The 26908-nt window shown below is 40.5% G+C and carries 31 protein-coding genes; 14 read left to right on the top strand and 17 right to left on the bottom strand.

Annotated features, from left to right (window positions below; translation table 11 throughout):
- Window positions 1-128: 128 nt before the first annotated feature.
- The 4 genes from surE to UYC_RS0121840 form a co-directional block, all read right to left on the bottom strand.
- Window positions 129-845: a 5'/3'-nucleotidase SurE gene (surE, locus tag UYC_RS0121825; RefSeq protein ID WP_016875177.1), complete on the bottom strand. Its 717-nt coding sequence runs from the start codon at window positions 843-845 to the stop codon at window positions 129-131.
- Between the two features lie 25 nt (window positions 846-870).
- Window positions 871-2292: a sensor histidine kinase gene (locus tag UYC_RS0121830; RefSeq protein ID WP_026087486.1), complete on the bottom strand. Its 1422-nt coding sequence runs from the start codon at window positions 2290-2292 to the stop codon at window positions 871-873.
- A 209-nt stretch (window positions 2293-2501) separates the two neighbouring features.
- A complete protein-coding gene (locus tag UYC_RS0121835; protein ID WP_016875175.1) occupies window positions 2502-2969 on the bottom strand; it encodes a DM13 domain-containing protein in 468 nt (155 codons plus the stop codon).
- Between the two features lie 349 nt (window positions 2970-3318).
- On the bottom strand, window positions 3319-4911 hold the full coding sequence (locus tag UYC_RS0121840) for a glycosyltransferase family 39 protein (RefSeq protein ID WP_016875174.1): 1593 nt from the start codon (window positions 4909-4911) through the stop codon (window positions 3319-3321).
- Window positions 4912-5011: 100 nt separating this feature from the next.
- Here UYC_RS0121840 and UYC_RS38000 point away from each other — a divergent pair, with 100 nt between their 5' ends.
- Window positions 5012-5164: a hypothetical protein gene (locus UYC_RS38000; protein WP_162140488.1), complete on the top strand. Its 153-nt coding sequence runs from the start codon at window positions 5012-5014 to the stop codon at window positions 5162-5164.
- Here UYC_RS38000 and UYC_RS0121845 read toward each other — a convergent pair.
- The 3 genes from UYC_RS0121845 to UYC_RS39040 form a co-directional block, all read right to left on the bottom strand.
- A complete protein-coding gene (locus tag UYC_RS0121845; protein WP_016875173.1) occupies window positions 5152-5973 on the bottom strand; it encodes a carbonic anhydrase in 822 nt (273 codons plus the stop codon). The two genes, UYC_RS38000 and UYC_RS0121845, sit on opposite strands and share 13 nt — an antisense overlap.
- Before the next feature lie 167 nt (window positions 5974-6140).
- Window positions 6141-6788, bottom strand: coding sequence for a nucleotidyltransferase family protein (locus tag UYC_RS0121850; RefSeq protein ID WP_016875172.1), 648 nt, complete (start codon window positions 6786-6788; stop codon window positions 6141-6143).
- A 16-nt stretch (window positions 6789-6804) separates the two neighbouring features.
- Window positions 6805-6981 carry a P-loop NTPase family protein gene (locus UYC_RS39040; RefSeq protein WP_016875171.1) on the bottom strand — a complete coding sequence of 59 codons (177 nt, stop codon included), beginning with the start codon at window positions 6979-6981 and terminating at the stop codon, window positions 6805-6807.
- A 110-nt stretch (window positions 6982-7091) separates the two neighbouring features.
- Between UYC_RS39040 and UYC_RS0121860 the strand changes: the two genes are divergently transcribed.
- The gene (locus UYC_RS0121860) at window positions 7092-7610 is read left to right on the top strand and encodes a hypothetical protein (RefSeq protein WP_016875170.1); all 519 of its coding nucleotides are present in this window, start codon (window positions 7092-7094) and stop codon (window positions 7608-7610) included.
- A 96-nt stretch (window positions 7611-7706) separates the two neighbouring features.
- Here the strand turns inward: UYC_RS0121860 and UYC_RS0121865 are convergent, their stop codons facing one another.
- From UYC_RS0121865 to UYC_RS0121875, 3 genes are all read right to left on the bottom strand, one after another.
- Window positions 7707-8504, bottom strand: a complete 798-nt coding sequence (locus UYC_RS0121865; RefSeq protein ID WP_016875169.1) for an MOSC domain-containing protein — start codon at window positions 8502-8504, stop codon at window positions 7707-7709.
- Window positions 8501-9097, bottom strand: coding sequence for a helix-turn-helix domain-containing protein (locus UYC_RS0121870; protein ID WP_016875168.1), 597 nt, complete (start codon window positions 9095-9097; stop codon window positions 8501-8503). The genes UYC_RS0121865 and UYC_RS0121870 overlap by 4 nt, the downstream gene beginning before the upstream one ends.
- 209 nt (window positions 9098-9306) lie before the next feature.
- Window positions 9307-10206: an NAD-dependent epimerase/dehydratase family protein gene (locus tag UYC_RS0121875; protein WP_235082963.1), complete on the bottom strand. Its 900-nt coding sequence runs from the start codon at window positions 10204-10206 to the stop codon at window positions 9307-9309.
- 125 nt (window positions 10207-10331) lie between these two features.
- Here UYC_RS0121875 and UYC_RS0121880 point away from each other — a divergent pair, with 125 nt between their 5' ends.
- Both UYC_RS0121880 and UYC_RS40390 read left to right on the top strand, forming a co-directional pair.
- A complete protein-coding gene (locus UYC_RS0121880; protein ID WP_016875166.1) occupies window positions 10332-10550 on the top strand; it encodes a winged helix-turn-helix transcriptional regulator in 219 nt (72 codons plus the stop codon).
- Window positions 10551-10883: 333 nt separating this feature from the next.
- Complete coding sequence (locus tag UYC_RS40390) at window positions 10884-11084, top strand: winged helix-turn-helix transcriptional regulator (protein ID WP_081588143.1); 201 nt, start codon at window positions 10884-10886, stop codon at window positions 11082-11084.
- A 246-nt stretch (window positions 11085-11330) separates the two neighbouring features.
- Here UYC_RS40390 and UYC_RS0121885 read toward each other — a convergent pair whose 3' ends face one another.
- Window positions 11331-11801 carry a tetratricopeptide repeat protein gene (locus UYC_RS0121885; protein ID WP_016875165.1) on the bottom strand — a complete coding sequence of 157 codons (471 nt, stop codon included), beginning with the start codon at window positions 11799-11801 and terminating at the stop codon, window positions 11331-11333.
- Between the two features lie 302 nt (window positions 11802-12103).
- Here UYC_RS0121885 and UYC_RS0121890 point away from each other — a divergent pair, with 302 nt between their 5' ends.
- Together UYC_RS0121890 and UYC_RS0121895 are read left to right on the top strand one after the other, a co-directional pair.
- On the top strand, window positions 12104-13363 hold the full coding sequence (locus UYC_RS0121890; protein WP_016875164.1) for a GTP cyclohydrolase II: 1260 nt from the start codon (window positions 12104-12106) through the stop codon (window positions 13361-13363).
- A 139-nt stretch (window positions 13364-13502) separates the two neighbouring features.
- The gene (locus UYC_RS0121895) at window positions 13503-14777 is read left to right on the top strand and encodes a URC4/urg3 family protein (RefSeq protein ID WP_016875163.1); all 1275 of its coding nucleotides are present in this window, start codon (window positions 13503-13505) and stop codon (window positions 14775-14777) included.
- Between the two features lie 121 nt (window positions 14778-14898).
- Here the strand turns inward: UYC_RS0121895 and UYC_RS38005 are convergent, their stop codons facing one another.
- Entirely contained in the window at window positions 14899-15057 is a 159-nt protein-coding gene (locus UYC_RS38005) for a hypothetical protein (RefSeq protein WP_157171265.1), read from the bottom strand.
- Between the two features lie 154 nt (window positions 15058-15211).
- The gene (locus tag UYC_RS0121900) at window positions 15212-16498 is read right to left on the bottom strand and encodes a flavin-containing monooxygenase (protein WP_016875162.1); all 1287 of its coding nucleotides are present in this window, start codon (window positions 16496-16498) and stop codon (window positions 15212-15214) included.
- Between the two features lie 270 nt (window positions 16499-16768).
- On the opposite strand from UYC_RS0121900, the gene UYC_RS0121905 reads away from it, so the two are divergent.
- From UYC_RS0121905 to UYC_RS0121930, 5 genes are all read left to right on the top strand, one after another.
- The gene (locus UYC_RS0121905; RefSeq protein WP_016875161.1) at window positions 16769-18397 is read left to right on the top strand and encodes a cyclic peptide export ABC transporter; all 1629 of its coding nucleotides are present in this window, start codon (window positions 16769-16771) and stop codon (window positions 18395-18397) included.
- A 208-nt stretch (window positions 18398-18605) separates the two neighbouring features.
- Complete coding sequence (upp, locus tag UYC_RS0121915) at window positions 18606-19241, top strand: uracil phosphoribosyltransferase (RefSeq protein ID WP_016875159.1); 636 nt, start codon at window positions 18606-18608, stop codon at window positions 19239-19241.
- 68 nt (window positions 19242-19309) lie between these two features.
- On the top strand, window positions 19310-19531 hold the full coding sequence (locus UYC_RS0121920; RefSeq protein WP_016879656.1) for an addiction module protein: 222 nt from the start codon (window positions 19310-19312) through the stop codon (window positions 19529-19531).
- On the top strand, window positions 19528-19827 hold the full coding sequence (locus UYC_RS0121925) for a type II toxin-antitoxin system RelE/ParE family toxin (RefSeq protein WP_016875157.1): 300 nt from the start codon (window positions 19528-19530) through the stop codon (window positions 19825-19827). Before UYC_RS0121920 ends, UYC_RS0121925 begins: the two co-directional genes overlap by 4 nt.
- 197 nt (window positions 19828-20024) lie before the next feature.
- Entirely contained in the window at window positions 20025-20273 is a 249-nt protein-coding gene (locus tag UYC_RS0121930; RefSeq protein ID WP_016875156.1) for a type II toxin-antitoxin system Phd/YefM family antitoxin, read from the top strand.
- A gap of 18 nt (window positions 20274-20291) precedes the next feature.
- Here the strand turns inward: UYC_RS0121930 and UYC_RS0121935 are convergent, their stop codons facing one another.
- Window positions 20292-21134 carry a prephenate/arogenate dehydrogenase gene (locus tag UYC_RS0121935; RefSeq protein WP_016875155.1) on the bottom strand — a complete coding sequence of 281 codons (843 nt, stop codon included), beginning with the start codon at window positions 21132-21134 and terminating at the stop codon, window positions 20292-20294.
- Window positions 21135-21215: 81 nt separating this feature from the next.
- Here UYC_RS0121935 and UYC_RS0121940 point away from each other — a divergent pair, with 81 nt between their 5' ends.
- The 3 genes from UYC_RS0121940 (at window position 21216) to UYC_RS0121950 (ending at window position 24442) form a co-directional block, all read left to right on the top strand.
- Complete coding sequence (locus tag UYC_RS0121940; protein ID WP_016875154.1) at window positions 21216-22778, top strand: pentapeptide repeat-containing protein; 1563 nt, start codon at window positions 21216-21218, stop codon at window positions 22776-22778.
- A 118-nt stretch (window positions 22779-22896) separates the two neighbouring features.
- Complete coding sequence (locus UYC_RS0121945; protein ID WP_016875153.1) at window positions 22897-23490, top strand: DUF1517 domain-containing protein; 594 nt, start codon at window positions 22897-22899, stop codon at window positions 23488-23490.
- A gap of 70 nt (window positions 23491-23560) precedes the next feature.
- Entirely contained in the window at window positions 23561-24442 is an 882-nt protein-coding gene (locus UYC_RS0121950) for a hypothetical protein (RefSeq protein ID WP_016875152.1), read from the top strand.
- A 200-nt stretch (window positions 24443-24642) separates the two neighbouring features.
- Here UYC_RS0121950 and aroF read toward each other — a convergent pair whose 3' ends face one another.
- From aroF to rpsO, 3 genes are all read right to left on the bottom strand, one after another.
- Complete coding sequence (gene aroF / locus UYC_RS0121955) at window positions 24643-25701, bottom strand: 3-deoxy-7-phosphoheptulonate synthase (RefSeq protein WP_016875151.1); 1059 nt, start codon at window positions 25699-25701, stop codon at window positions 24643-24645.
- Between the two features lie 378 nt (window positions 25702-26079).
- Window positions 26080-26547 (bottom strand): PAM68 family protein, encoded by a 468-nt coding sequence (locus UYC_RS0121965; protein ID WP_016875149.1) that lies wholly within the window; start codon window positions 26545-26547, stop codon window positions 26080-26082.
- An 11-nt stretch (window positions 26548-26558) separates the two neighbouring features.
- Window positions 26559-26828 (bottom strand): 30S ribosomal protein S15, encoded by a 270-nt coding sequence (gene rpsO, locus UYC_RS0121970; protein ID WP_016875148.1) that lies wholly within the window; start codon window positions 26826-26828, stop codon window positions 26559-26561.
- Between the last annotated feature and the right edge of the window lie 80 nt (window positions 26829-26908).

The following is a 26908-nucleotide window of genomic DNA, read 5'->3' on the forward strand; positions in this document are numbered from 1 at the left end:
GTGTTCGTTATCACAATAAAATTGGATTTTACAATCAATCTATTTATGAGAGTGCGACTCAAGGTGAGTTCGGCTAATTCACATTAGACGTATAGTAGCGAATTCTATTCGCCCAATTATTTGTGAATTTAAACCCTTAACTTAGTGACTGCAATTTTACCTGCAAAACAGACATCAACATCACTGCCAGGAGTGCGATCGCGCTCTTGATAAACGCCAACATAATAGAATTCATCGCCCTCAATTCGGTAGTTGACAGGCAACGGTTTAGTACAGGGCTGGCAAAACACAACTTCAGGATCGGGTTCTCCTGGTAGCAGATGCGGTAAATTCACATTCCAGAAAGTTCCTGGCTCTAAGGGACGAGTAAGTAAGTCAGCTAAAATATTAGTCGTCCAGCGTGCAGCCACATCCCAATCAACATTCAGCTTACCTTTACGATAGTGAGAAACTGCAATTCCAGGAATACCATGCATAGCTGCTTCTCGCACGGCGGCTACAGTACCGGATATATAAGCATCTACTCCCAAGTTGCCACCCGCATTGATACCTGAAACTACAAATTGAATATTCTTGCAAATATGTGTAAGCGCGATTCTCACACAATCGGCGGGAGTACCTGCAATTGCATACTCAGAATCTGAGCGGCGGTGAACGTAAATAGGGCTAGTTGTGGTAACTTGATGGGCGCAGCCTGATAAATGATCTTTGGGAGCAGCAATCACGACTGGGTAGCTCTCATTTAATAATCCCTGATTACCAGTGTTGAGATCATTGATAGCTTTCATCAGTGCCCTAATGCCTGGGGCGTCGATACCATCATCATTAGTGAGAATTAGAGTCATAAGATTTAGTATAAGGCAGTTATTCTCAGTAGTGAAGCTGTAAAGTCACTGTAAACACGCTACCTTCACCCAAGCGCGATCGCACTGATACACTTCCACCCATACCTTCTACGAGCGTCTTAACAATTGATAAACCCAAACCAGTGCCACCAGTAGCGTGATTGCGAGATTCATCTACGCGATAGAATCTCTCAAAAATTCGTGATTGGTATTGCAAAGGAATGCCGTCACCTTGATCGCAGACTTGAATGATTGCTTCTTGCCCTTGCTGACTTAAGTTTATGAAAATGGGCGTATCAGGTGCAGAATATTTAACAGCGTTGTCAATTAAATTTAAGAGTACTTGTTTGAGGCGGTTGCGATCAGCTTTCACTTGAATAATATCACTCGCTTCAATATTAATGACTCTTTCACTATACTGTTCTGCCATTCCTACTATTTCTGTTACTAAATCATTCAACATACACGGCTGAATGTGAAAATGCAAATAACCGCTATCTGCTCGCGCCAAATCAAGTAAATCTTGTAGCAGGCGAATAGTATGTTCTGTTTCTGATGCCGCAGTTGCCAAGGCTTCTTTTTGCATTTCTGTTAAGTTATGCTGCCGTCGCAAGACACTTTGCAAGTATCCATGTACTATCGTCAACGGGGTGCGTAACTCATGAGAAACATTACTCACAAATTGTCGCTCTTGTTCCCAAGATTGGGAAAGACGAGATAACATCATGTTGAAGGTTTGAGCTAATTCTTTCACCTCCTTGGGTGCATTTTCTAGATGCAGTTGCGTTTGTGGTAAATCTTGGGCAGAAATGACAGCTGTCATCTGGCTGAGTTGGCGTAAGGGCTGCAATGAACGCTGAACGTAAAATGCGATCGCTCCTGTAATCACTATAATTACCAAGAAACTGGCAATTCCCATGCTGCGTCTGCTCGCTAAAAACATTAGCTGTTCGCGGCTGATATCCTGCACTACAAACACCTTCCCCAAATCCTTACCCTGCACTTGTAAAGAATTACCACAAAAAATAAAGTAGCGCTGGTTAATTTGGTGAATTTGCGGATTCAGCGGCATCTCGGCTAGAGACATTAGCTGAGTTAGTCTCGCCTGAGATAAATTATCGGCAGTTGTTGATGTTGCCAGAATTCTGCGATCGGGACTTTTTACCCATAAAAATATATTTGTAGAAGTCAAATTATTAATTGCTTTTTGCACACCAGTTTCTGGTGGCATCATTTCACTATATAGTTCTACATCACGCGGAAATCTGACAGCAATGTGTTCTATATTTTGCTTGTGACTGTTGATTAAGATTTTCTGCATTTCCCAGCCTGCCCAGATAGCAATGCTACCAATACCTAAAGCTGAAACTACAGCAATCCCAACTGTTAAACGTAATCTTAACGAACAGGCATCTATTTTCCTCCAAATTTTGGTAATTTCATTCACTATTAGTTTTAGGAGAGTGAGTAATGCGATCGGCATGATAATCTGCCGATTTATAAAACAAAATTATAGCTATTTATCAAACATAAGTTGCTTTATTACAATTTTTGTAGGGTGGGCACTATCCACAACCTAAAAATAAGGGTTTGAGGAAAGTTAGGCAGTGCCCACCTTAGAATTATTGAGAAGGGTGCAATAAGTGTGTAATTAAACTAACTAGCTAAAGGTGCGTAGCCAAACGTTGCATTGAAAGCACGGCACCAAACCGCCACCGATTTAAAGTCCTCCAGTTTCACATTACTAGGAATAGCATAGCGCTGAGTGCCACTAGTTTTTTGCAAACGGGCAATTCTGATGTAATCTTTTTCTTTAATGCCAGATACTGGCACTGTACTATTTCGATAAAGGATAACAAATAAGTCAGGGCCTCGGTTAGTCTTAAAATTCTGGTCAAATTCTAGATAACGCTGTCCTTTTTCTGTTATAAATTTAACCATTCCCTGAGTTGGTGTTTCCGCAGATTTAAACACACCAGTCTTTTCAGCAGATGTTGTGTTTTGTGCAGTTACATTTACTGTTGGTGTAGTTTCAGTATTTGCCTGATTAGAGCTTACCTGTCTTGTACAACCTACTACTAAAAGAGTAGCGATACCAAGAATTACAAAAGGTTTGAATTTCATAAATTGCAAGTAATATAATTAACCAAGTAGATATCGCTGAACTAAGTAATCTAAGAGGGGATTGGGTAGAGACGCTATTAATCGCGTCTGGTACAATTCCTTCCCTTGTCCTCTTTTTTGTCCTTAGTCTCTATTTATTCCTTCTACTTATAGATACAATTTAAATCTTACTTGTATTCCCAAAATTAATTTAAGCTGAGAATTGGATAAAAGTTTCGGCAATTTTTTCCAAAATATTCTAATTATCGTCTCCTAACGTCCCTCTGCCTTATTTTCAAGACAGCCCCTCATGGGAAAAACCTACAACGAGGCGATGAAAATCTCTTTCCCTGTACCCTGTCACCTATTTTCAAGTCAGCTTTACTACTTTCCAAAGCGAAGAATATTTATCTTTGTAAACAATTTGAGTCTTGAACTTATATTTTTTTTCTATTCCTTTTCTCAAAGTTGGCGAAGGATTAAACAAAAATACATTCCTGAAACTTTGGGGAATTTTAGGTAGATTTTTATCTTTTACTAACTGAAAACGAACTTGTGGTTCGACAAGATAGCTAAGAGAAAATAAATTTCCATAGTTATTTTCAAAATCATCGCTAATCAACAATGAGCGAGAAGTTTGATTAATGATTTTAGCAACTTGTGGATTACCGTAGCTCACAAATTTACTCCACCAAGTTTCTGCTTGTAAATTAACAGCACAAGAAATTATACCAGCACTAATCAACAGCGCTAGAATCATTTGCCAGATTTGCCGTCGTGAAAAACGACCATTATATAGTTGAACTGCAAACAGGTAAGCAAAAGCTATTTGAATCCCTAAATAAGAAGGTATCAAATATGAACGCTGAATCGAACTTGCTCCTCCAAAAATTAAAGTTGGAAGTAGCAAAGGTACTACCGGAACTGCTATTAAACTAATAATAAATAATGATGTTTTCTCATGATTACTACACCAAATAAAATATATGGCATATCCGGTTATCACTAAAAATATGAAGGTAAATAAGTAGATAAATAGATTATCCGAGCTATAGTTTAAATCAAAGAAAATACGACTTATTTGTACTAGCCAAGATGCTATTAAATTTATAGGTGATAAAGAATGGCTTATCTGCGAGTAAGATGAGAATTGGAAGATATTAGCAAGGACAACTATAAACCAAGGTGTAAATGCTAAAAATGCTATGCCCGAAGATAATAAATATGCTCTAGCTATCTGATTCCGAAAAAATTTTGTAGTTGCAATTACATAAATACCATGAGCAACTGCTATAAATCCACTTAACAAAAAAGTATAGAAACTAAAAGCCAAACTAACTGTATAAATTCCCCAATTATAAATGCGAGCTTCTTCTGTTTGCCGTGCTGACTCTAATCGCAAAGCTCGCAGTAGAGCAGCACTGGATATTAAAATAGTGACAATCCAAAGAATATATGCTTGCCCTTCCTGGGCGTAGATGAGGTGAATAGGAGAGATAGCTACGAGTGCGATCGCAATCCCAGGTACCGATAAAGGCACTTTAAATAATTCTCGGCATAGCCAATAAATGCTGGGGAACACCAGTAAGCTAATCATGGCAGATAAACTTCTGATTGCCGTTACTGAATTACCAAAAATTTGCACCCAAAATCGAGCAATTAAGTAATACATTGGCGGATACTGAGGAGCTTCTACAGCCAATGACTTAATCGTGTCGTTGATGCCTTTTTGAGGATTAAGATCCAGGAATTTAGCAAAAGTATCTTTAGAAATTACTTGCCCATTAAAAATTTGCTGTTTTACTTGTAAATTTGTGTAACCAGCAATCCGCAATGAAGTATAAATTTCATGATGGGAGTAAACTTTACTATTCAGATTTACAAAGCGAAAAAATATACCAACCGCCAACACTACAACAATTAGAATCTGCAACCACCTGGGAGCGAGTACAAGACGCCGCATAATCAAGTTTGTCCAGAAGTTGTCCAAAATCTCCAGTCAGGTGAACTAACTGGATAAAGTGCATTTTGTATCGCCACTTGAGTTTGATGGAGGAGTTGCTTTGGTAACCGACTTTATAGAACAGATCGGCGATCGCATCCCTACCCATTCTTCAAGGAAAAATATGGAACGAGAAATCGAGATGCAGCACATTTACAAATCATGCGATCGCCACTGTCAGAGAGATTCAAACTTCTCACCTCAATTTGCCTGATTCGATCCTCGATAAATTCGCTCCATCTGCTCTGGAGAAAGCCGTGTCATTGGAAACCGCTCATGTGTAGAGATAATTTGTTTCTCAGGAGGTTCAACCTCTATGTGCTGATTTTGATGAGAATGAATAGCTAAATCGCAAGCTGGAAACTGGTGTAGCAGTTTCTCATCTGTTTCTGTTTCTGGAAGCTGGCTTTGGGGCAAGACATAGGCGTGCTTTTGCGGATCGTATGCTAAAACTTCTCCTGTCTCAATGTGATAAATCCAAGCATAAATGCTAAGTTGTCCCTGATAAAGCTTAGAATGAATTACTGGATAGGTTCGCAAATTTTCAATTTGGGTAAGTACATTCTCGGCAATCATGATTTCTAGCAGTTCTTCCCCCTGGTACTGACTGTAGTGATCTAAAACCAGTCTTCGGGTTGCTTCTGCATATTTGAGCCAATCATGTACGAGCGGCATTTCCTCTCGTAAACTGTTTAACTTCATTAGCCCTTTCATGGCACCGCAATGAGAATGTCCGCAAATAATAATTTGCTGAATATCTAAGGCTTGAACAGCATATTCAATTGTGGCACCCTCTCCCCCATTCGTTGCTCCAAATGGTGGAATAATGTTACCAGCATTACGGATAACAAATAATTCACCTAACTGGGCTTGTGTAATTAGATTTGGATCTACACGCGAGTCAGAACAGGTAATAAACAGCACCCTGGGTTTTTGACCGTGAGAAAGTTGCTCAAACAGTTCTTGATGCGTTGAAAAGTAGCTAGCTTTGAATTCACGCAGACCTTTAATTAATTTCTTCATCACCAAATACCACAAATACTCGTGGGTTTAATTTGTATAATCCGAACAAGCGGATTCAAGCGGTACAGAGCATTCATTTTCTATGCTTTTATATAGTAGACGTTAATTGAGGAATAATTCCTCTATCATAAAACCTTATAGTCGCTTCTTTTTGCCAAAAATATTATTTACTTTTCTAACAGATTTGCAGAATGCATCCCCTGCAATTGCTCGTAGTCTTGTGGTGTATCAATATCAATCTTGCCTAAGGGAAAGGGAACACAGGACACTTCGCTCAAATGTTTTTCAATCAAATATTTGGCACCTACAGTTTCTCTTAAGGCTGCTAGTTCTGAGAAAAATTTGTGACTAAATAAAGCAGGTACACCGATTGTCTCTGCATAATGGGAAGCTACAATCGGTTTTCCTGTAGAACAATATGCTGCAACTAAGTTATTAATAATTTCAGTAGAAAAAAATGGTTGATCGCAAACAGCAAGAATTACTGCATCTATTCTTTCCAAACACTTGGAAAGTGATAGAATTCCACTCTTGATTGAAGTGCCCATTCCCAATTTCCATTCCGGGTTTTCTATCACCTCAACACTAGTTTGGTTAATTTGGGCACGTATCTGTTGGCAATTTGCTCCCAAAACCACTACTACAGGCTTGCAAACTGAAGCGATCGCACTCTCAATTGTGCGGTTAACTAAGCTTCGTCCCTCGAAGGTTAGGAGTTGCTTAGGTACACCCATCCGGGTTGACGCCCCTGCCGCTAAAAGAATAATAGCAACATTTGGTTTGGCAGTTTCTACTTGTGGATCGGTGATTGTCATTTTTACAATTCCTAAATCAGATTGATACTCGCATTTTCATCCCGCCTGATAACTCGCGGGAATAGCTTTGCTCAAAATCTTGCAATCCTACTTGTGCGATCGCCTGCTTCACCAATACCAGGGAATCTTTCTTGGGCATTCCCGCTAACTTTAAGGGTAAGCGGACATTTTCCCTGATATTTGCCCAAGCCATAAGTGCAGCATCTTGAAAGATCTATAGTTTCTGCCTATATAGAAGTCTTCAAAAAATACTACCAGTACTATAAATCTCGTCAACAAGAATAAAAATATTTAGAGGGATAAATGAATAGCTTTAAGGATTTCTACAAAAAATCAGAACAATTACCTGAGGATAATACTAAGCATTTACAATTAAGTATAGGTGCTAGCATTCAGCAACTTTTATTACCTATGGTTGGAGGGTTATTTGAACTCAATAATGCACAAAAAGCAGAGAAATTTAGTAGAGAGGTTGCAAATTATGCTACTAGTGATGAGGTGATCTCATCTCTTAGCAAACAGATAGGTGAACCGAGAGAAAACGAAACCGAACAAGAATTTATAGAACGAGCAAGCAGCGTACTTAGAGAGATTTTAAAGAGTACAGGATTTCACAAGTTCATAAAGGCTCTGCGCCTCTCCGCGCTGACTCTACGTACCTCTGCGTTTAAAAAGCTACTAATCCATGCAAAAGTGTACTTATTTAAGTCAAAAATAAGCCTATTTACTCGTGTATTCTATAGAAATTTCATTTTAGTTTTAAGAATGATTTTGAATACGAACCACAAAGGACACAAAGAGCACAAAGAAGAATTCCTATAGCCATTTTAAGACTCCGCTCTTTTCAGGAGCCATCAAGCAAACCGATTTAAAACTCACTGATAGCAAGATTTCCAAAAATGGTGTCGTGTTACTTACTTATCGGGTGAAAATTTGAAGCTTATCGCCAATGACGATCGCTTTCCCCTCCTCAGATGCAGGTAGCCGTGTGTTGATTGCGAGGCGATAAAAGTGATTGAAGCGCGATCGCTCTGCCCATTCAGGTAAAGATTGTTGCCGCTTCACGACAAAGGTTTTTTGGAAATTCGGGTAAGTTTCTCCTGTTTGCGAGTCGCGGGTGACGACAACGCACCTTTGACAAGGGTTTACACCCATGAATTTTACATTTCCAATTTGGAAGTCAACAGTCTGCTCTGCTTTTGCAAACAGATGATCTTCCCAAAAGGCAGGCACACCTGAAATTTCAATATTAGCGCGGAAACGTAAACGAACCTCTTCCACATCAATGCCGGGATACCATGAAGCGATGGTTTCTAGTGTCGCTGTACTAATTATGGTGGGGCCTGATGCAACAGTATCATCTGGAAATCCCATGTCGAGATTTTGCCTAATCTGCACCGGAAAACCAAAATACTCACCTAACCAATTTTCCAGTGCTTTGCGTTCTTTTTCGATGTGAAATGTGGCTATATCCTTTGTTCTTTGCACAAACAAAGAGATGATGTTGGTTTCGAGATTGAACTGAGAGCGCAAAGCATGAACGCGCTGATTGCGTTTGCCATTGACGAAATGCCCTGATTCATCGAAGATAGCGAACTCGCGATCGCCCTTGAGCGCACCAGTTTTGAGAACAGTCACACGCTCAACGCTAACTCTATCCAGAGATTTGATGGGATAGATGAACAATCTGGAAACATAAGGAATTACGTCTGTCATAGATAGCTCCTAAGTAAAGCGTGAGAGGCTTCACAAGAAACCAATAGAATTTCTGTATCCCGATCGCCCAAAGCATCCAAACGATGAGGAATTCCAGCATCGAAATGCGCGGCATCAAAAGGTTGAAGAATATGTTCTTCCTCTCCCAGAGTTAGGCGCAACTCACCAGAGAGAACGTAGAGCCACTCTTCACCTTCATGCTGGTAGAGGCATTCGTTCTGCCTTTGAGCGGGAATCGTAACGTGAATTGGATGCAGATTAGCCAAACTCCCCTTATTTGAAAGCAAACGGTACAGCAACCCATTTCCCTCATAGACATTCGCATCAACTGAACGCACTACAACCGCACTGCTTGGAGGTTCAACTTCAAACAAAGCAGCCATTGAAGTGTGATACGTGCGGGCAAGCTCAAACAACACAGCAAGGGAGGGTTGGCGATCGCCACTTTCGATCCGTGATAGATAGGCTTCTGACAAATTTGTCCGTCTAGCTAGTTCTCCAAGAGTCCATCCTCTTTGAGTTCTGAAGAAACGCAATCGGCTTCCTAGCCTAACCAAATCAGATTGCAGGAGAGTTTTATTATCGTTAACCATGCAATCAGTATATATCGATTTATTGCCTAATGGGCAAGTTTATTCTTATTTAATTGCCCTATAGGCAAAATATTGTGTGATACAAAATCCGGTGTATAAATCCCCTTTTTGTGTAGCCCGTGCAGACGGGCTTAGTTTGTATAGCCCCAGGCTTCTAGCCTGTGGGGTAAGAGGGGGTATAAATGCGGATTTGGTAACTCCTTCCATATCTATGAATTTGATATCTTTTCTAACCAATCAAGCACTGATGAATGTTTAGGTGCCCATCCCAGAAGTTTTCTGGCTTTGTCTGAACGGATACGGCTATTGGAACCAAAAGCAAAGTGAGCCGCCTCTTGCCCCCATTCTTGAACCGCTTGTTCAATTGTCCAGGTTTGTGCACTACCCTCAAAGCCAAGTTTACGATGGATTGCTTCAGCAATGTTTTTGAAGCTAGCTTCGCCGTTTTCCAAGAAAAAAAACGATCCGGCTGGCGCTTTCTCAAGTGCAAGCAAGTAGGCGCTGACAAGATCGTCAATGTGGACAGTTGACCAAATGTTTTCTCCTTTGCCAATATATCTGGCTGCCTGATATTTCTTGGCAACTTCGCTCATCCAAGGAATTTGAATGCTTTCGGTATGCAACCCCCTTCCCTTACCGTAAATTAAGCAGGGACACATAACCACAGAATGTACTCCTTGGATAACACCTTCAATCACATGAGTATCAATCGCCACTCGCCCAATTTTTTCAAAGCGAATTGGACGTGGAATATCTTCATGAAAAATACGAGAACTGTATTCACCAGCAGCGCGATCGCCAACAATACTCGATCCACTTGTGTGAATCAGTTTTTTACCTGAACCATCAAGCGCTCGGAGTAGCACCTCCACAGCAAAGGGATCGTCTGCATCTGCGGCATTAATGACAGCATCTGCCGATTGAGCTGTTTGAAAGAGTACCTGTTCATCGCTCAAAGTTCCAATCACAGGCTCAATTCCCTTTAGTTTGAGTAACTCAGCCTTTTCTGTCGATCTACACAAACCCACTACTGTATGTCCGGTAGCCACTAATGCTGTAGCAATTGATCCACCAATATAACCGGATGCTCCTGTTAGAAAAATTTTCATCTGTTCGTCCATTATGTAAGGTGCAACTTGATTATGCAAAATTGCTTAGGATTACGTAAGAACGGATTTTTCTGTGCGTCAGTAACAGGTGTGTTACCAGCCACCAATCTAGGGAGGAGCCTGTAATGAGACACGCATCTTATGATGGAGCACAAGGTTGTTACATAGAAGCTGCTTTAGATGTAATTGCAGATAAATGGAAAGGTGTGATTCTTTATCATTTGCTTAATGAACCGAAGCGATTTAATGAACTTAAACGCACATTTCCTGAATTGTCGCAGCGGATTTTGACGAGGCAGTTGAGAGAATTAGAAGATGATGGAGTAACCATTCCCCACGAATAGAATTCGGGGGCTTTTAGTAGCCCTGAGAAATAGCGGTTGGGTTCCTGTTCAGGTTCCGCAACACTATCCCCGAACCTCTTAGGCGTGGTTACGATTGTCCAGAGGGTGTACTCACCCCCACGCCCCAGAAAACACATTGGATTGCCCCTAGCAAGCAATGGTTTTCTACCCACTTGCGAGACTACACACCAGTCTCTCATCTACTGGAAAGCCGTTTCTGTTGGGTAAACAGTGCCTTGTCCGATTTCGACTTATCAATATTATCCGATATTTTGGTACTGCACTCACATGGTGGACGGGGATTAAAATCCCCTTCGGATTTCCTCCCCAGCAATGAAATTGCGGGGCTTCCACCCTCCGAGTTCGGTGATTAGTCGAAAAATTTATCCAGAAATACCACCAAAAGTTGAATATTCACTGACAGACTTAGGTAAACAGCTAGAGCCAACCTTACTGTCTCTTGAAAGTTGGGGAATTAAGTATGTTGAAACAATGAAATATTCAAAGAACATTCCGTCAGAAAAGATTGACTAGCAAACTTTGTCTGTTCCCGTGTTCTGCTTGTGCTACTCAGTTTGTACTGAAGGTAATTTTGTCTAGTTTGTCATCTTGGTTTTGCCCAGCAGAAATTTGCTTGTTATTAATACAAGCGGTAACTATACTTGTGCTAATAACAAGTGAACTCTGCTGGATAAACTTGCGTCGATTGAGACTATGAATATTTTTCACAGTCCTTAGTTAAAATTAATACAAAACATCATCTGTAAATTATTTTGTATCTTAACTCAATCGGAGCAGACATTCGAGAATTAATTTTTGGTTGACTAAGGAGTATGGTTGAATTGCCAAGGCACGACGAAAAGCTGCGATCGCTTTAGAATATTCTCCGAGCGCAGCATAACACAAGCCTAGCCCATGAAGTGCGCCGAAATGAAATGGATTGATCTGAATTGTTACCAAACAATCTGCTAAAGATTTTTCATATTTGCCGATGCTATAGTAAAGGTAAGCACGTCGATTCCAGGCTTCAGCAAAGTCTCGTTGCTCGTGGGTTAGTTGGGTTAGCAACGCTTCAGCCTCGTCTGTATGCCCTGAATCCATTAACTTTTGGCTGCGATCAATCATTTCCAAGCCATATATTCCCTTTTGTTGATACCACAAACGCCAAAGCTTTTTTGTTGCTTGGTCGCGTACTGTTTCGTCGGGATTTTTCAAAGCTTCAAGTAAAGAACTGACAAATAAAGAATCCATGAATTTGAGGTTAGTGATAGTATCTTTAGATTCTCACAAAATGTTCTCAAAATTTACTTCTTAACTGAGCTTTTAAAATTCGGTTTAAATTGCAAGGTAAGCAAAAAATATGTTAATTGTTGTAGCCTGGAATACGATTAATGGCTGACTCAATCTTTAAAGAAGAATACAAAATACAGAATTTAGAATACAGAATGCAATCAAAGGGGGATACCTAGCTTCTATCCACTGTTGTGTTGACTATTGACGATTCGGTGTTAACTGTTGACTAATAAGAAATATCCCTAAACAAACAGGTGACTATGCCAAAGCAAAACAGTGTTTCCAGGCATATTGTTCTCACTTCCCACCCCAGTCGCGTTGGCCCCAAACCAATACCTATCAAGTGGGGTGCAAGCGATCCAATGGAAAGAGGCCCCGTCATCGCTACATTGACAAAGCAAGCACATCGCAATGTAATTGGCACCCACTCTGGTAGTTATGCAGTTTACCGTGCTTTAGCTGTAGCCAGGGGTGTACTGCAGTCGGATCACAGGGCGGATCTTACCAATACCTCACCAGTAGAGCATATTGGCCCGCATCCAAGTTGGTTCGATCTTGAAAAAATTGTCTCTGTCGATCCCTTTGGAGCGATCGTCGGTGAGGTGTTTACATCCTATTACGAACAGGGATACGATATTCGCCCCACGATCGCCATTACCAAAGCTCATATTAATATGCCCGAACTACAAGAAGCGGTGGCAAAGGGACGTTTAACAATAGATGGCAAAATAATGAAATCTGGTGGCGATTTGGTAGTTACCAAAGCCGCAATTGAACCGGTTTGGTATTTGCCGGGAATTGCCAAACGCTTCCAAATTACAGAAGGTGATTTACGCCGCGCTCTATTTGAACAAACTGGAGGAATGTTCCCAGAGCTTGTGACGCGATCTGATTTAGAAGTATTTTTACCGCCCATTGGAGGCGTGACAGTTTATATTTTGGGTGATATCGCTGCAATTACTGACCCCAATAAACCCCTAGCGGTAAGGGTACACGATGAATGTAACGGTTCCGATGTGTTTGGCTCTGATATTTGTACGTGTCGTCCCTATCTGGTGCATGGCATTGAAGTTTGCGTGCAAACAGCCCAAGAAGGCGGTGCTGGTGTAATTGTCTATTGTCGTAAGGAAGGACGCGCCTTGGGAGAAGTGACAAAATTCTTAGTTTACAATGCTCGCAAGCGACAAGAAGGAGGCGATCGCGCTGATGCCTACTTTGAACGTACAGAATGTGTGGCAGGTGTACAGGATATGCGCTTCCAAGAACTAATGCCGGATGTCTTGCATTGGTTGGGTATTACTCGCATTGACCGGATGGTATCAATGAGTAACATGAAGTACAACGCGATTACGGAAGCGGGAATTGAAATTGTCGAACGCATACCTATTCCAGAGGATTTGATACCCCAAGATGCACGAGTAGAAATTGAAGCCAAAAAAGCAGCTGGTTATTACACTACAGGAGAGGTGTTAGATTCTAATGGTTTAGGAAGTGTGAAAGGGCGGGCTTTAACAGATTAGTCAATTGTCATTAGTCATTTAGTAGGGGCGGGTTTATTTTAGATATTTCGTCATCCTAGAGAGATTGTTGTTAAAACCCGCCCGTACAGTAGTTAGTTCTTCTCTTTGTAAAGGGGTGGATCGTAAAGGATAAATAAAAATGGAAATGGGAACCGCCAAGGAGATGGTGGGCAAGATGCCCGCCCCACAAGCACTAGGGGAAGAAGGGGAGGTTATAGCTTATTTGCGATCGCCTGTTGCAATTCGGGAACGTTGCCAAGAACTGTTTGAGATGGTAGTGGCAGAGCGATCGCCTCATTTTAATTGCAATCTGTCTCAGTTGGAACGGGTGGCAGACTATGTAATTGAGGTGATGCACGAACAATACCCAGATCTGCAAATCCCGTTTCACAGTCGTTGGCGACATTTTGAAGCTGGGGGTATACCGCGTTTAGCTCAGTTGGATGAGAAGTTAGCGGGACTAACGCCAACCCAAAAAGCTGCTGCCAAGTATGATTTGGCAATCATTAGCGTTTTATTAGATGCTGGTGCTGGCGATCGCTGGCACTATTGCGAACAGGATACAAAACTCGTTTTTAAACGTTCCGAAGGCTTGGCAGTAGCTAGTTTCCAGATGTTTTGTCAAGGAACTTTTGCGAGCGATCGGCATCAGCCCCTGCAAGTAGATGCCCAACGATTGCAAGCATTAACTGAACAAGAATTAGCTCAAGGTTTTCAGGCAAATTTAGAAAATCCCTTGGTGGGAATGACTGGGCGGTTAAACTTGTTACAACAATTAGGTCAAGTTATACTTGCTTCACCTCAAATGTTTGGAGAGCAAAACCCCCGTCCGGGCAATTTGGTAAATTTCCTTTTAGCACAAGTGAAAAACAACCAACTCGCAGCCCAAACTGTGTTAAATGCCGTTTTGGAGGGACTCAGTGATATTTGGCCAGGACGCATAGAAATTGCTGGAGTAAACTTAGGGGATGTCTGGTATCATCCAGCAGTTAGCAATGATGGCTTGGTGCCATTTCACAAATTATCTCAATGGCTGACTTACTCCCTGTTAGAACCACTACAGGAGCTAGGTGTAGAAATTACGGGCTTAGACGCTTTAACTGGATTGCCAGAATACCGTAACGGTGGATTATGCCTCGACTTGGGACTAATCAACGTCAAAAATCCAAATATTTTTTCCCAATCTCATTCAGTGGCATCGGAAATAATAGTTGAATGGCGTGCTTTGACTGTGATTCTCTTAGATTACATTGCTGCCACAGTGCGAGAAAAATTGAGCATGAGTGCCGAAGAATTACCGCTCGTAAAAATTCTACAAGGTGGAACCTGGACAGCCGGACGAAAAATTGCTGCTCAACTGCGAGCAGGTGGCATCCCGCCTATACAAATAGAAAGCGATGGAACGGTATTTTAGCTATGAGCGCCATTTATCTTTTGTAATTAACGGGAATCTTAAAGCTTCTGAGACTGCTTCTATATTGAGTTTCGATGAAACTAAATATTAAACATAGCTCGTTCCAGAAGCTTATATAAAATTAGTTTGCAGTACGATTGAGCGGATAGTTAACAGAACTTTCTACAGTAGATTGGGTAGACATCAATCTTCCACCACTACCGTGGCAGGCTTGTGCAAGTAACAATATACTGATTGGTAAAGAAAGTGAGAAAATTCTTTTCCAGTGTATATTGTTCATAGCAGTAATTCCACTCTTCATAATTTCAACTCCTTGATTTCAAGTGTTCTGTTATCTTTATAGAATTTGCAAATATAAAAGTCGATACAGAAAAGTTAAGGAATTGAATGTGGAAGTAAACTTAACTTGTAACTTAACTTTTATAGCATCATTCTTAATTAGGTGGAACTCTTAAAGTATTGAGGCAATAAAATTGACTTTTCATTAATTGCAAGGCAATTTTTTTCCCAGTATACCAACCGTAATATCCATAAGTTGCAGATCTAGCAACGATTTTCTCAAAACCGACAAAGTAGAGTGTTGGATCAACAATAGATTGACACTTACCATCTGTTTTTGGTAGATACCTATCATTTATATTGAGATATAATTCAGGCTGTTTCAATATTTTATTAATGCCAGGACGAAAACCAGTACCTAAAATAATTGCATCGTAATTTTGTAATTCTCCATTGGCAAAAATTACGTCTGTTTTTGTGAGTTGCTGAATCCTACTGGTGATTACCTGAATATTTCCTTGTTTGATTTGTTTGACAGTACCTCTATCTACCCACGCAACCCGACCTTGATTAACTTCCACATCCATTGGCCCTTTATCTTCTGGATAGATAGAGTATGCACTCAAATCTAAAGCAAAACGTTGAATAAATTTATCAGTTTCATTTATTTCTGCTTGTAGTTCCTCTGTAGATAAATCTATTGCTTTCTCCATCATTTCCATTCTTTTATCTGTTTTATCTTTATCAAATAAGCGTTTGAACTTTGTTCTCCATCGCCATAACCAATATTGGAGCGATCGCAGTCTAGGGTAAAGAGGGAATATCCAGCGTTTGCCACGAATTAGCATATGTATAGAAGCAGCACCATGTTCGTATAAATCTAGTGCTATTTCTGCTGCCGAATTTCCCGAACCAATAACTAAAACTTTCTTATTCTGATAAGGAATACCATTTTTGTAGGCGCTACTATGAATAATCTCACCTGAAAAATATTCTTGCCCAAAGAAATGTGGTATTACAGGTTCATTGGTGAGTCCAGTACAGATCACAAGAATTTTACATTTTAAAACATCTTTGTTTGTTTCTATCTGCCAGCGATAGTCTATTTGATTAGAACTTTTAATTTTGGTAATATTTTGAACTTCTTCACCAAAACGAATATGAGAATCAACTTGAAAATGGCGTGCATATTCTGTTAAATACTCCACTATTTCATCTTTCGTTTTAAATGTAGAATATTTTCTCTTTCCCTCAAAAAAAGGTAGAGTAAAATAGGGGTTTTGACTAATTAATCGCTCATAGGCATTTTTCCAGATAGTGGCAACAGTTTCACCCTTCTCTATGACGATGAAATTATCAATTCCAAATTTTTTTAAACTTGCAGCTACAGTAATACCGCAAAAACCAGCCCCAATAACAATAACGTCTAGCTCAGTGTTCATGAAATTAACTTGAGTACAAATCTTAATTATTCACTTTATAAAACTTGAGGTTTTAATTAACAATACAGATAAATTAAGTAATTTCAGACAATAAAAAACTTAATTTTTGATTTTCTTTAGCTTTTACCGCAAAATCCTTTATTTAATCATTTTGCAAGTTAAGTTACTTTCTTTCCCATTTCCTTAACTTTTCTGTATCGACACAGGAGTTGTCATATTCTATATATAAACAACAAGATTATTCTTATATATCTGTTAGGTAAGATTTATATGAATTTAATTACTCTGCTGTTACGCTCTTCTTGGAAAATTGTTGCTCTTGCTGTTTTTGTTGGTTTATTAAGTGGGGCTAGCACAGCGGGACTGATTGTTACTATCAATGCTCAAGTCAATTATTTTTCATTAACAGCCATATTAATTTGGAGTTTTATTGGCCTTGTTTTTCTAAAATTTTTTACCAATATCATTTCTAAATTTTTATTAATAAATCTTGCAGAAAAAGCTATTTTTGAATTGCGCTTAATTTTGAGTGAAAGAATTCTGGCTGCACCGTTATTTCATTTAGAGCGTTTAGGAAATCATCGGATCTTAGCTACGCTTACTAATGATATTATATCAGTGTCTTATATTGTTTACGCTATTCCTACTTTATGTATTGAAATTGCAGTTGTAGTTAGTTGTCTTTTCTATTTATTTTGGTTGTCTCCAACAGTATTTCTTATAATAGTGATTTTTCTGCTTTTAGGAATATTCAGCTATAAACAAGTGGCAGGTAAGGCAATATCATTTTTGACATTGGCTCGCTATCAAGAAGATAGATTATTTAACCATTTTCGTAGTTTAATTGAAGGAACTAAGGAACTGAAAATTCACCAACAGCGACGCCAAAACTTTATATTAAAAGAACTAAAAGAAACAGCTCAACTTTATAGGCGTAAAAATGTAGTTGGGATGACGATATTTGCAACAGCTGCTAGTTGGGGTAACATCTTATTCTTTGTGGTTGTTGGTCTAGTACTGTTTATCTTACCAAATCTTCAAGTCATTTCTACCTATATTTTATCTGGATATGCACTTACTATTCTGTACCTAATATCTCCTTTAGAGTACATCATGAGTGCTATTCCTAGCTTCAGTAAAGCTACAGTTGCTTTAGGAAATATAGACTCTCTCAAACTATCCTTATTAAATCACTTCCGCGAGAGTAATTTAATAAGTTGTGGTGCAGCAGATAATTTTTGTCAGCGTCTAGAACTTTTAAGTGTCACTCATACTTATCATCAAGAGCAGGAAGATATAGCTTTTACTCTTGGCCCGATTGATTTGACTTTTTCGGATGGTGAAATTGTTTTTATTGTTGGCGGTAACGGTAGTGGTAAGTCTACTCTTGTTAAACTGATTACTGGTTTGTACATTCCTGAAACTGGAAACATCTATCTCAATAACAAATTAGTTACAATTGAAAATCAAGAGTGGTTCCGCCAACATTTCTCAGTCGTATTCTCTGATTTTTATCTGTTCGATAATTTCTGGAATTTAGGTAAAGTAATTACTGACGAGCAAATGTATGACTATCTAGTCAAATTACACCTTAACAAAAAGGTACAAGTTAAAAATGGTGTACTTTCTACCACATCCTTATCTCAAGGACAACGAAAACGTCTAGCTCTTTTAACTGCTTATTTGGAAGACCGACCTATTTATGTATTTGATGAATGGGCTTCTGACCAAGACCCTGTGTTTAAGAAGATTTTTTATACGCAATTATTACCTGAATTGAAAAAGAAAGGTAAAACTGTAATAGTTGTTACTCATGATGAACAATATTTCTATTTGTCAGAAAAGATAGTGAAGCTAGACTATGGCAAAATAGAAGATGTTTTCACTTGGTGTAGCTAGGAGGAAAGTGCCATTAGGAGCAAAGTTGGTGAAATGGGTAGCATCGGCTCAAATCAATTTAAAACTGGAACTATTGAGAAATCAAGGTTTGGAACTTTATAAAAAACAAGTGCATAAATAGCCAACAATACTCTTGTAAAAATAGCTTTATGTCAGGCTCAACAGGAACAAATTAAAATGAAACATACCTAATGACTAATAACAAAACATGGGAAATCAAGTAATACTCATTGAGCATCCATTAATTCAGCACAAACTGACGCTGATGCGTAAAGCCGAAACTAGCACGGTGAAATTTCGTGTTCTCCTGAAAGAAATTGGTATGTTGCTGGGGTATGAGGTAACGCGAGATTTACCACTAAAACATGAAAAAATTCAAACACCACTAGCTTCGATGAATGCTCCGATCCTTGCCCCAGAAAAAAAATTAGTCATAGTTTCCATTCAAAGGGCAGGGCAGGGTATTTTGGATGGGATGCTAGAGTTGATGCCATCGGCACGGGTAGGGCATATTGGCTTGTATCGCGATCCCAAAACATTGATTCCTGTAGAGTATTATTTCAAAGTTCCCCATGACATAGAAAAGCGAGATGTGCTGGTAGTCGATCCGATGTTAGCAACCGGGAACTCGGCAGTTGCAGCAGTGGAAAGAGTCAAATCTACAAATCCTCTATCAATTAAGTTTGTTTGTTTACTTGCTGCACCAGAGGGCATTGAGCATTTCATTGAGGTTCATCCAGATGTGTCTATTTACACAGCAGCTATTGATGAAAAATTAGATGAACACGGCTATATTCTTCCCGGAATGGGAGATGCTGGAGATAGATTATTTGGAACTAGGTAAAATCTTTGTTTAGGCTTCTAGCCCGCGTGGGTTAGAATATTTGCAAGTTAAACCTTAGTATGATGAGTATGCATCCCTTGTTAAAGGTTGACATTTCTCAATTAACTGTAGCCGAGCGAATACAACTTGCAGAAGATTTGTGGGATAGCATCCTCGCAATACCAGAGGTGATTCCAGTAAGTCAAACGCAAAAACGAGAATTGGATAGGCGTTTGGAACTTTTCCGTCAAAACCCAACTCAGGGTTCAAGCTGGCAAGAAATGAAGCAAAAACTGGGCTTTTTTAAATGAATTATAAATTACTGATTCGCCCAGAAGCGGAGTTAGATATCGAAGAAGCTTATGAGTGGTACGAAGAAGGCAATCCTGGCTTAGGTTATGAATTTATACGTGCTGTTGATACCTGTCTAGCTACAATTGGCCGCAATCCTTTGCCGTATCCTGTAGTAAATCAGGAGGTGCGACGAGCTTTGATTCGTCGATTTCCTTACGGAGTTTTTTACTTTCTCGAAGAGGATAAAATTGTAGTTATTGCCTGTTTCCACGTTAAACGTGATCCACAACAATGGCAAAATCAAAGTGATTGAATGCGATCGCAATTTTTACTCTCGAAAAATATAAGCGATCGCACGGCTTGAAAAATCTCTGCTTCGGCTGCATTTAATTTGAGATAAGGCGTAGTTGCTGCGTGCAAATACCTGTATTCACCCCAACCAAAAAAAGCTTATTTACAGGGTAACTGATATCATCTATTTATAGTCGCAACCTTTTGGAGTGACTGTATATGTATAACATTGAGCTTACGGAAACACAGGCTGAAATTGCAGAATTACTCAATCGAGTTTTGTCAGGAGAGGAAGTAATTATTTCAAACGCTGGGACTCCAGTTGCGCGTATAGTACCAATCGCAGAACAGTCATTACCCAGAATTGCAGGGTTAGATAAAGGCAAAGTTGTAATTTCTCCTGATTTTGATGCACCTTTACCAGATGACATTCTGAACGATTTTCTCAACCCAGCAGATGCTGAATAATGAGAGCATTACTTGAATTTAATCATCAACAAATGCAGTTCTTGCCTGTTGAGTTAATTGCAATTTTTCCTCCAAAACTTTCCAATTTTCCTGTTCAATTAGGCTAATTAATTCATCAAGATTGTGGCGATATTTCTGCAAAGACTTCAGCAATTCCTGCCGATTATACTGTGCCATCATCACTCCTAACTCTGGATTTCCACCCCCAACGCGGCTAGTATCTCTAAACCCGGAACTAGCAAGTTTCTGAGCTAATTGCAAAACTTTCGAGTCTGTTTCACTCATGCAAGCAGCAATTAAAGAGGCACTCACCATCACAGGTAAATGAGAAATCCAACTTACTGCTTTATCATGGTCTTCTGGAGCACAATGGTAAATAGTTGCTCGCAGCTGCCGGACAATTTCTGCTACAACATTTACCGCTGTCTTTGGAGTTACCGCTGTTGGCGTTAATACATAAGGTCTATCCACAAATAAATGCCGCTGTGCCGCTTCAATACCACTCTCGGCTGTACCTGCCATAGGATGACCACCGACAAAATTATCCCATAATGAAGAAATTGCTTGCACTATCGGTGTTTTTACTGAGCCAACATCAGTGATGATTACATTAGAAGGTAAATAAGCAATTAGCTGTTCGACTGTGGGAATAATAAGTCCAATTGGTGTACAAATGAATACTACTTCTGCGGTAACTAGTAGGTTCGTATCTACTGATGCCTCATCTACACTGCCTAGAGCGATCGCTTTAGTACAGGTTGATTCCCGGCGACTGACTCCTAAGACATAATGTCCGTGCGATCGCAAATCTAAACCTAAAGAGCCGCCAATTAGTCCGAGTCCTAAAATACCAATTTTCATTGTGATTTTGAAGTTGCATCTTTCAGATAATTTTGACGTTATTGACCGATTATTCAAGTCGGCATCCGGTGAGGTAGCCTAATGACTGTAGAGGAATTACTGGCCAAATATGAAGCGGGAATGAGAGACTTTAGTGGTATTGACCTCTCAGAAGCTAACCTCAGAGGTGTACAACTCAGCGAGGCTAATTTTAGTCATGCTAATTTTAGTATCGTAAACATGAGTGGTGCAAATCTCAGTGGCTCCAATTTGCGTCATGCCCAGCTAAATGTAGCAAGACTGCGTGGTGCTCATCTTACCCAAGCTAACCTCAACCACGCCACTCTCAATGTAGCTAATTTAATTCGAGCAGATCTCAGTCGCGCCCAACTCCAGTCAGCCTCGTTAATTCGTGCTGAGTTAATCCGCGCCGATCTCAGCCGTGCCGATCTCATGCAAGCAAACCTTAGTAAAGCCGATCTCAGAGGTGCTGCACTTCGACACGCTGTATTGAAACAGGCTAATTTAAACGAAGCTAATTTGAAGGATGCTTTCCTGACAGGAGCCAATTTAGAAGGAGCCAATTTAAGCAACACTGACTTAAGTAAAGCCGAGCTTAGTGGTGCCAATTTCCGAGATGCCGAAATGAGACAAGCAAATCTCAGCCATGCCGACTTGACTGGCGCAAATTTGAGCGGTACAAATCTTCGTTGGGCAGATTTAAGTGGAGCCAATCTGCGCTGGGCGGATCTAAGTGGAGCCAAATTAAGTGGTGCAAATTTAATTGGAGCAGATTTAAGTAATGCTAATTTAACAAATACGAGTTTGGTTCATGCCGATTTAACTCAGGCTAAATTAATGAAAGTGGAGTGGATAGGTGCAGACTTGTCAGGAGCAACTTTGACAGGCTCTAAACTTTATGCCACCTCCAGGTTTGGTTTAAAAACCGAAGGGATGATTTGTGAATGGGTAGATCTTAGCCCTGCAGGCGATCGCTCTATCATCCAAAATTTCAACGCCGAAGAAACACGTGACTTTTTTAACGAAACTTTACCCACCATTCGGATTATTGTCGATAAACCTTTAGATCCAGAAGCCAATTTTGCGATCGCCGGTGCTTATTACCAAATTGCTCAACAATATCAACAATTGCAGCAACCCCCCAGTATGGAAATTGGACGTCGCCGTACAGTTTTTACTTTCCGTGTAGATAGCGATGTCAATTTATTTTCCACTGCTTATCTAGCTATTCTTCCCTTCCAAGATGCTGAAATTACCCAGGATAATATTCATCAGATCTTGGCAATAATATTTAGTGAAAAGATGCCTGTTATGGCTGCGTCAACTCATCAACATTTGCAGCAATTAACAGCGCTAGTTGAAACAGCAAGAGAAAATGCTAATACTATTAAACAAGCAAAAAATATCTGGCAGATTACAGCTAAACTAAACTTTTTCCAAGCACCAACTCAGATAATTTTAACTAATTCTAGTGCTCAAAGCCTAAATATACATTACCATCATAATTTTGGTAAAAAATTTATTGATAGTTCCGATGTCAATACTTCTATTTATAATGAAACCGCTCAAGAAGCAGCTAACCCAAGCCTACCTTCTACAAGTTTAGTTATTGATTTTATTAAGGGATTCCATTACATAGGTTAGTGGATAGTGGTTAATGGTTAGTGGTTAATGGTTAGTGGTTAGTAGTACACTACCAACAACCAACACCTATCTACTATCTACTATCTATGAACTACTAACAAATTTTAGGAGATGAAAAATGCGTGATTCCTTTAATCGAATGATAGGTAAGACTCGCTATGTGGTTTGCCGGATCATGCTGCATTTAAGTGGAACTGAGGTAGCACCAATTTTGGGAGTATTAAATCGTGCTGCACGGGAAGCGATCGATGCCGAAGGTGACATGGAAGTTTTGGGAGAAGGATTGGTAGAACTGTGCGAAACTTTAATGCGGTACGAAGAATACTGGCTTTCTGCTGCAAATGAAGGCGATGTATTTTGGAGCGAAGGTGAAGCGGGAGACTATGTAAATGAATTGTTTACCGATTCTGCTCAACGATATGGCACCGAACTCGATTTTCATTCTACTTCTGATTACGATGAATCTTTTTCTGTGCCTGTGACGCGCAATGTCGTTGTCATGATTACGGTGGCTTTTGAAGGAGAAGTACCAGAATTAGAAACCGATCTTGCCAATATCACCGCGCTTAAGGAAGGCTTGAAAGCACTAATAGGGTTACATTATAAACATAAACTGCGAGCTATTCAGGTGCATTTCTCACCAGCGCAGTTGGGTGATGAACTCACCAACGATCAACTTTTGCAACACTATCCAGAGTTGATTCCCCTCTAATTTGTACGGTCGTCTGTACTTAGCACAGGCAAGGAGAAATTGTTAAGCTCAAAGATGGGACAATAATAAAATGCTGATGAACATTTTGCGTAAATTTACAGCAGTTTTTTTAACATTAAGTTTGTGTTTGACTACGGTTGCTTGTGGTGGTGGAGCAAACCAAACTACGCCGCCGCAAGCTAGAGACGCTAGTCAAACATCTGAGGTTACTAAGTTGAGTGATGGACAGTACCCAGTGCAGCAAGCTAGCTACAACGATGCTGATGGGGAATACACCCTGTTTTTACTGGGTGCCACACCTCCAACCGTTAGAACCCAAAATTTACAAATGGCGCGGTTGACTGATGAGGAGATTAAGGAAGGTAAGAAATCTTACTTAAAGGTAGAAAATGGACAACCCGTCCTCTACCTAACGGAAGATTTTAAAATTGAGTACATCCACAACGTCACTGAGACTCGCACCGATCCTCAAACCGGGCAACAGGAAACTGTCGTAGTCCGTCGAGAAAACGGTTTTTGGGCACCTTTTGCTGGCTCTTTAGCTGGAGCAGTGGCAGGGCAGGCTATTGGTAATGCCTTGTTTAGACCTCATTACTATGTACCGCCTGTGTATCAGCCGGGAGTAATCACTGGTTATGGTGGCTATGGCAGAAGCTACAACGATGCAATTACAAGCTATCAGCGTCGTTATAATCAGCCACCAGCAGAAGTGAGAAATCGCACAACTTTTCGCACTACAGGAAACATCAGAAGGACATATCCTAGCGGCTCAACTGTACGTACTACACCACGTACTGGTACAGGTAGCCGTGCGACTGGTTCTGGTTATGGCGGTAGTACATTAAGACCTTCTGGTAGATCTAGCCCCACTAGACGCAGTCCTAGTTTTGGTAGTGGAGGCGCTTCCAGCCGCCGTACAACAGGTTTTGGTAGCAGAAGCAGAAGGCGCTAATGTTAAGAAGGCAGAAGGCAGTAGACACGAAGTGGCTTCCGAAGGTAGGCAGAAGGTCGTTAGTTTAGATTGAACTCAAAAGAGAAACACTAGATTATTCACATTCTTTTCTTCCTTCTTGTTCTCAATTTTTTCTAACAAAAAGGCGCGGGGAAATGGGAAATTTCTCCGCGTCTTTAGTTATTGGAAAGACATAATTTCTATGCTAAAGCCACAGCAGGTTGCGGCCAGCGTCCAACGGCTTTACCAATCACTGCTAGCTCTTGCATTAGCTGATCGAATGCTTCTGGTGTTAGAGATTGAGGGCCATCTGATAAAGCTTTCTTAGGATTGGGGTGAACCTCAATCATCAGAGAATCACATCCGGCGGCGATCGCTGCCATAGACATAGAAGGCACATAAGCAGCCCAACCAGTACCGTGGCTGGGATCGATCATGATTGGCAAGTGGGTTAAGTTGCGCAGTACTGGTACTACCGATATATCCAGGGTATTGCGGGTGTACTGGCGATCAAAGTTGCGAATTCCCCGTTCGCACAAAATCACATTCGGATTTCCCGCTGCCAAGATATATTCGGCAGCCATCAACCATTCTTCAATCGTTGCTGACATTCCTCGCTTGAGGAGAACTGGTTTTGGTTGCGCTCCCACTTTCTTGAGTAGGGAGAAATTTTGCATATTTCTTGCGCCTACCTGAACAACATCAGCAACTTCCACGATTTTGTCTAAGTCGGCGCTGTCCATTACTTCTGTAATGATGCCCAGTCCACTAGCTTCTCGCGCTGCTGCCAGTAATTCTAAAGCGCTCTCACCATGTCCTTGGAAGGCATAAGGCGAAGTTCGAGGTTTGTATGCACCACCGCGTAAAAACTTGGCTCCAGCTGCCTTAACGCGCTGCGCCGTCTCAACAATCATTTCCTCGTTTTCGACAGAGCAAGGCCCGGCAACCACTACTAAGGGGTGATTTTCACCAATTGTTACAGGCCCGTCAGGAGTATTAACTACTACTTCAGAAGCTTCCCCGTGGCGGTATTGGCGGCTAGCTCGTTTATAAGGCTGTTCTACCCGTAGTACTTGCTCAATCCAGGGGCTAACTTCCTGAATTTGTAGCGGATCTAAGTCGGCAGTTTCACCTACTAAACCAATTACTACCTTGTGCTTACCGACAATTTTTTCTGGTGTCAGCCCCCAGGTGTGTAGTTCTTCACTGACGCGGTTGATTTCCGCCTCAGGAGAACCAACTTTCATCACTACAATCATGTTATATTCCCTGATAAGTTGTTTTGATTTTTAAAATTGTTTGCCAATTATTAGCAATTAGTGGATAGCGGCTAGTTGCTTGCTACTATCCACTAGCTACTGTAAGGGCTGGTCTTAATAGCAATCTTGCAAAACAAGGAAATATCTAGAATAAACTCGCCCCTACTAACTATTAACCAATAGCCCAAAATTAAATATAGCGCTCAGTTTTTATGCTACTAAAAATCGGGTACAAAAAAGCACGATAAATTTTTAATTAATAATGTTGAAGTTTAAATTTTAAGTTTTATAACTTCAACATTTGTTTCAAATCTACCCAATTCCCTAGAAATTGAAATTTCCAGGCTAGCAATTGTTTGAACACCTGAGCGCCAAAAATCATATGTTCTTTTGCCGAGTTTCGCGCCAAGCTGCGATCATCCGCCCCGAATTGGTGGTAAACTCACTCCAACCCAGCAAAGTACCAACTCTGTCTTCATCCCAGGAAGCAGAGAGAACGCCGTAAGTGATTCCTAAAACCCCCAAACCAAAAAAGCCCATATTTACAAGCAATACGGCAACGGGAGGCAGTTTAACTCCAGCGTAGATTAGTAGCAGATAACTGCATACTAGAGAACCAATACCCAAAGCTGTTGGCACTCCGCAAAAGCCAGCGACGCGACGTATCATCCGTTGGCTAACTACCTGAGGAATTGCAGTTTCTTCCTTGGTATATCGTGGCTTTTTCTTTTCCTTATTTCCAGATTCTTGCTTGGCAGTAGTTGAGTTACTCAGAGCTTTAGCTGGTTTTTGGCGCTTTTTTTTCGGTTCAAAGGGCAAGCGATTGTCTTCAGGTTCAGCAGACATAGGCGGTAATTTTAACCACGAATACCGAGACGAGCAATCAAAGCTTGATAGTGTTCCCGGTTTTCCTTCTGAATATAGGATAAAAGACGTTTACGCTGACCGATCAGCTTTAACAGTCCCCGGCGAGAAGAAAAATCTTTTTTATTTGCTTGGAGATGCTGACTGAGGCGGTTAATCCGCTCTGTTAGCATTGCAATTTGGACATCAGCAGAGCCAGTATCGGTTTCGTGTACCTGGTATTGAGAAATTATCTCCTGTTTGCGCTGTTGCGTTAGAGCCATGATTCGATGAATTATCTAAAATTTATGCAGCAGTCTCTCATATTATCACAGCCATCATGCTGTATGGTAAGTGAGTCTTG

The sequence above is a fragment of the Chlorogloeopsis fritschii PCC 6912 genome, from assembly GCF_000317285.1.
Taxonomy (GTDB): domain Bacteria; phylum Cyanobacteriota; class Cyanobacteriia; order Cyanobacteriales; family Nostocaceae; genus Chlorogloeopsis; species Chlorogloeopsis fritschii.

Coding starts and splice junctions, on each gene's coding strand:
- upp (WP_016875159.1), top strand. CDS start 18,606: ATGGGAAATCAAGTAATACTCATTGAGCATCCATTAATTCAGCACAAA.
- UYC_RS0121835 (WP_016875175.1), bottom strand. CDS start 2,969: ATGAAATTCAAACCTTTTGTAATTCTTGGTATCGCTACTCTTTTAGTA.
- UYC_RS0121850 (WP_016875172.1), bottom strand. CDS start 6,788: ATGACAATCACCGATCCACAAGTAGAAACTGCCAAACCAAATGTTGCT.
- UYC_RS39040 (WP_016875171.1), bottom strand. CDS start 6,981: ATGGCTTGGGCAAATATCAGGGAAAATGTCCGCTTACCCTTAAAGTTA.
- UYC_RS0121895 (WP_016875163.1), top strand. CDS start 13,503: ATGGAAATGGGAACCGCCAAGGAGATGGTGGGCAAGATGCCCGCCCCA.
- UYC_RS0121865 (WP_016875169.1), bottom strand. CDS start 8,504: ATGACAGACGTAATTCCTTATGTTTCCAGATTGTTCATCTATCCCATC.
- UYC_RS0121925 (WP_016875157.1), top strand. CDS start 19,528: ATGAATTATAAATTACTGATTCGCCCAGAAGCGGAGTTAGATATCGAA.
- UYC_RS0121920 (WP_016879656.1), top strand. CDS start 19,310: ATGCATCCCTTGTTAAAGGTTGACATTTCTCAATTAACTGTAGCCGAG.
- UYC_RS0121905 (WP_016875161.1), top strand. CDS start 16,769: ATGAATTTAATTACTCTGCTGTTACGCTCTTCTTGGAAAATTGTTGCT.
- rpsO (WP_016875148.1), bottom strand. CDS start 26,828: ATGGCTCTAACGCAACAGCGCAAACAGGAGATAATTTCTCAATACCAG.
- UYC_RS0121885 (WP_016875165.1), bottom strand. CDS start 11,801: ATGGATTCTTTATTTGTCAGTTCTTTACTTGAAGCTTTGAAAAATCCC.
- UYC_RS0121845 (WP_016875173.1), bottom strand. CDS start 5,973: ATGAAGAAATTAATTAAAGGTCTGCGTGAATTCAAAGCTAGCTACTTT.
- UYC_RS0121880 (WP_016875166.1), top strand. CDS start 10,332: ATGAGACACGCATCTTATGATGGAGCACAAGGTTGTTACATAGAAGCT.
- UYC_RS0121940 (WP_016875154.1), top strand. CDS start 21,216: ATGACTGTAGAGGAATTACTGGCCAAATATGAAGCGGGAATGAGAGAC.
- UYC_RS40390 (WP_081588143.1), top strand. CDS start 10,884: ATGAAATTGCGGGGCTTCCACCCTCCGAGTTCGGTGATTAGTCGAAAA.
- UYC_RS0121890 (WP_016875164.1), top strand. CDS start 12,104: ATGCCAAAGCAAAACAGTGTTTCCAGGCATATTGTTCTCACTTCCCAC.
- UYC_RS0121870 (WP_016875168.1), bottom strand. CDS start 9,097: ATGGTTAACGATAATAAAACTCTCCTGCAATCTGATTTGGTTAGGCTA.
- surE (WP_016875177.1), bottom strand. CDS start 845: ATGACTCTAATTCTCACTAATGATGATGGTATCGACGCCCCAGGCATT.
- UYC_RS38005 (WP_157171265.1), bottom strand. CDS start 15,057: ATGAACAATATACACTGGAAAAGAATTTTCTCACTTTCTTTACCAATC.
- UYC_RS0121935 (WP_016875155.1), bottom strand. CDS start 21,134: ATGAAAATTGGTATTTTAGGACTCGGACTAATTGGCGGCTCTTTAGGT.
- UYC_RS0121950 (WP_016875152.1), top strand. CDS start 23,561: ATGCTGATGAACATTTTGCGTAAATTTACAGCAGTTTTTTTAACATTA.
- UYC_RS0121860 (WP_016875170.1), top strand. CDS start 7,092: ATGAATAGCTTTAAGGATTTCTACAAAAAATCAGAACAATTACCTGAG.
- UYC_RS0121945 (WP_016875153.1), top strand. CDS start 22,897: ATGCGTGATTCCTTTAATCGAATGATAGGTAAGACTCGCTATGTGGTT.
- UYC_RS0121875 (WP_235082963.1), bottom strand. CDS start 10,206: ATGAAAATTTTTCTAACAGGAGCATCCGGTTATATTGGTGGATCAATT.
- aroF (WP_016875151.1), bottom strand. CDS start 25,701: ATGATTGTAGTGATGAAAGTTGGTTCTCCTGAGGCGGAAATCAACCGC.
- UYC_RS0121930 (WP_016875156.1), top strand. CDS start 20,025: ATGTATAACATTGAGCTTACGGAAACACAGGCTGAAATTGCAGAATTA.
- UYC_RS0121900 (WP_016875162.1), bottom strand. CDS start 16,498: ATGAACACTGAGCTAGACGTTATTGTTATTGGGGCTGGTTTTTGCGGT.
- UYC_RS0121965 (WP_016875149.1), bottom strand. CDS start 26,547: ATGTCTGCTGAACCTGAAGACAATCGCTTGCCCTTTGAACCGAAAAAA.
- UYC_RS0121840 (WP_016875174.1), bottom strand. CDS start 4,911: ATGCGGCGTCTTGTACTCGCTCCCAGGTGGTTGCAGATTCTAATTGTT.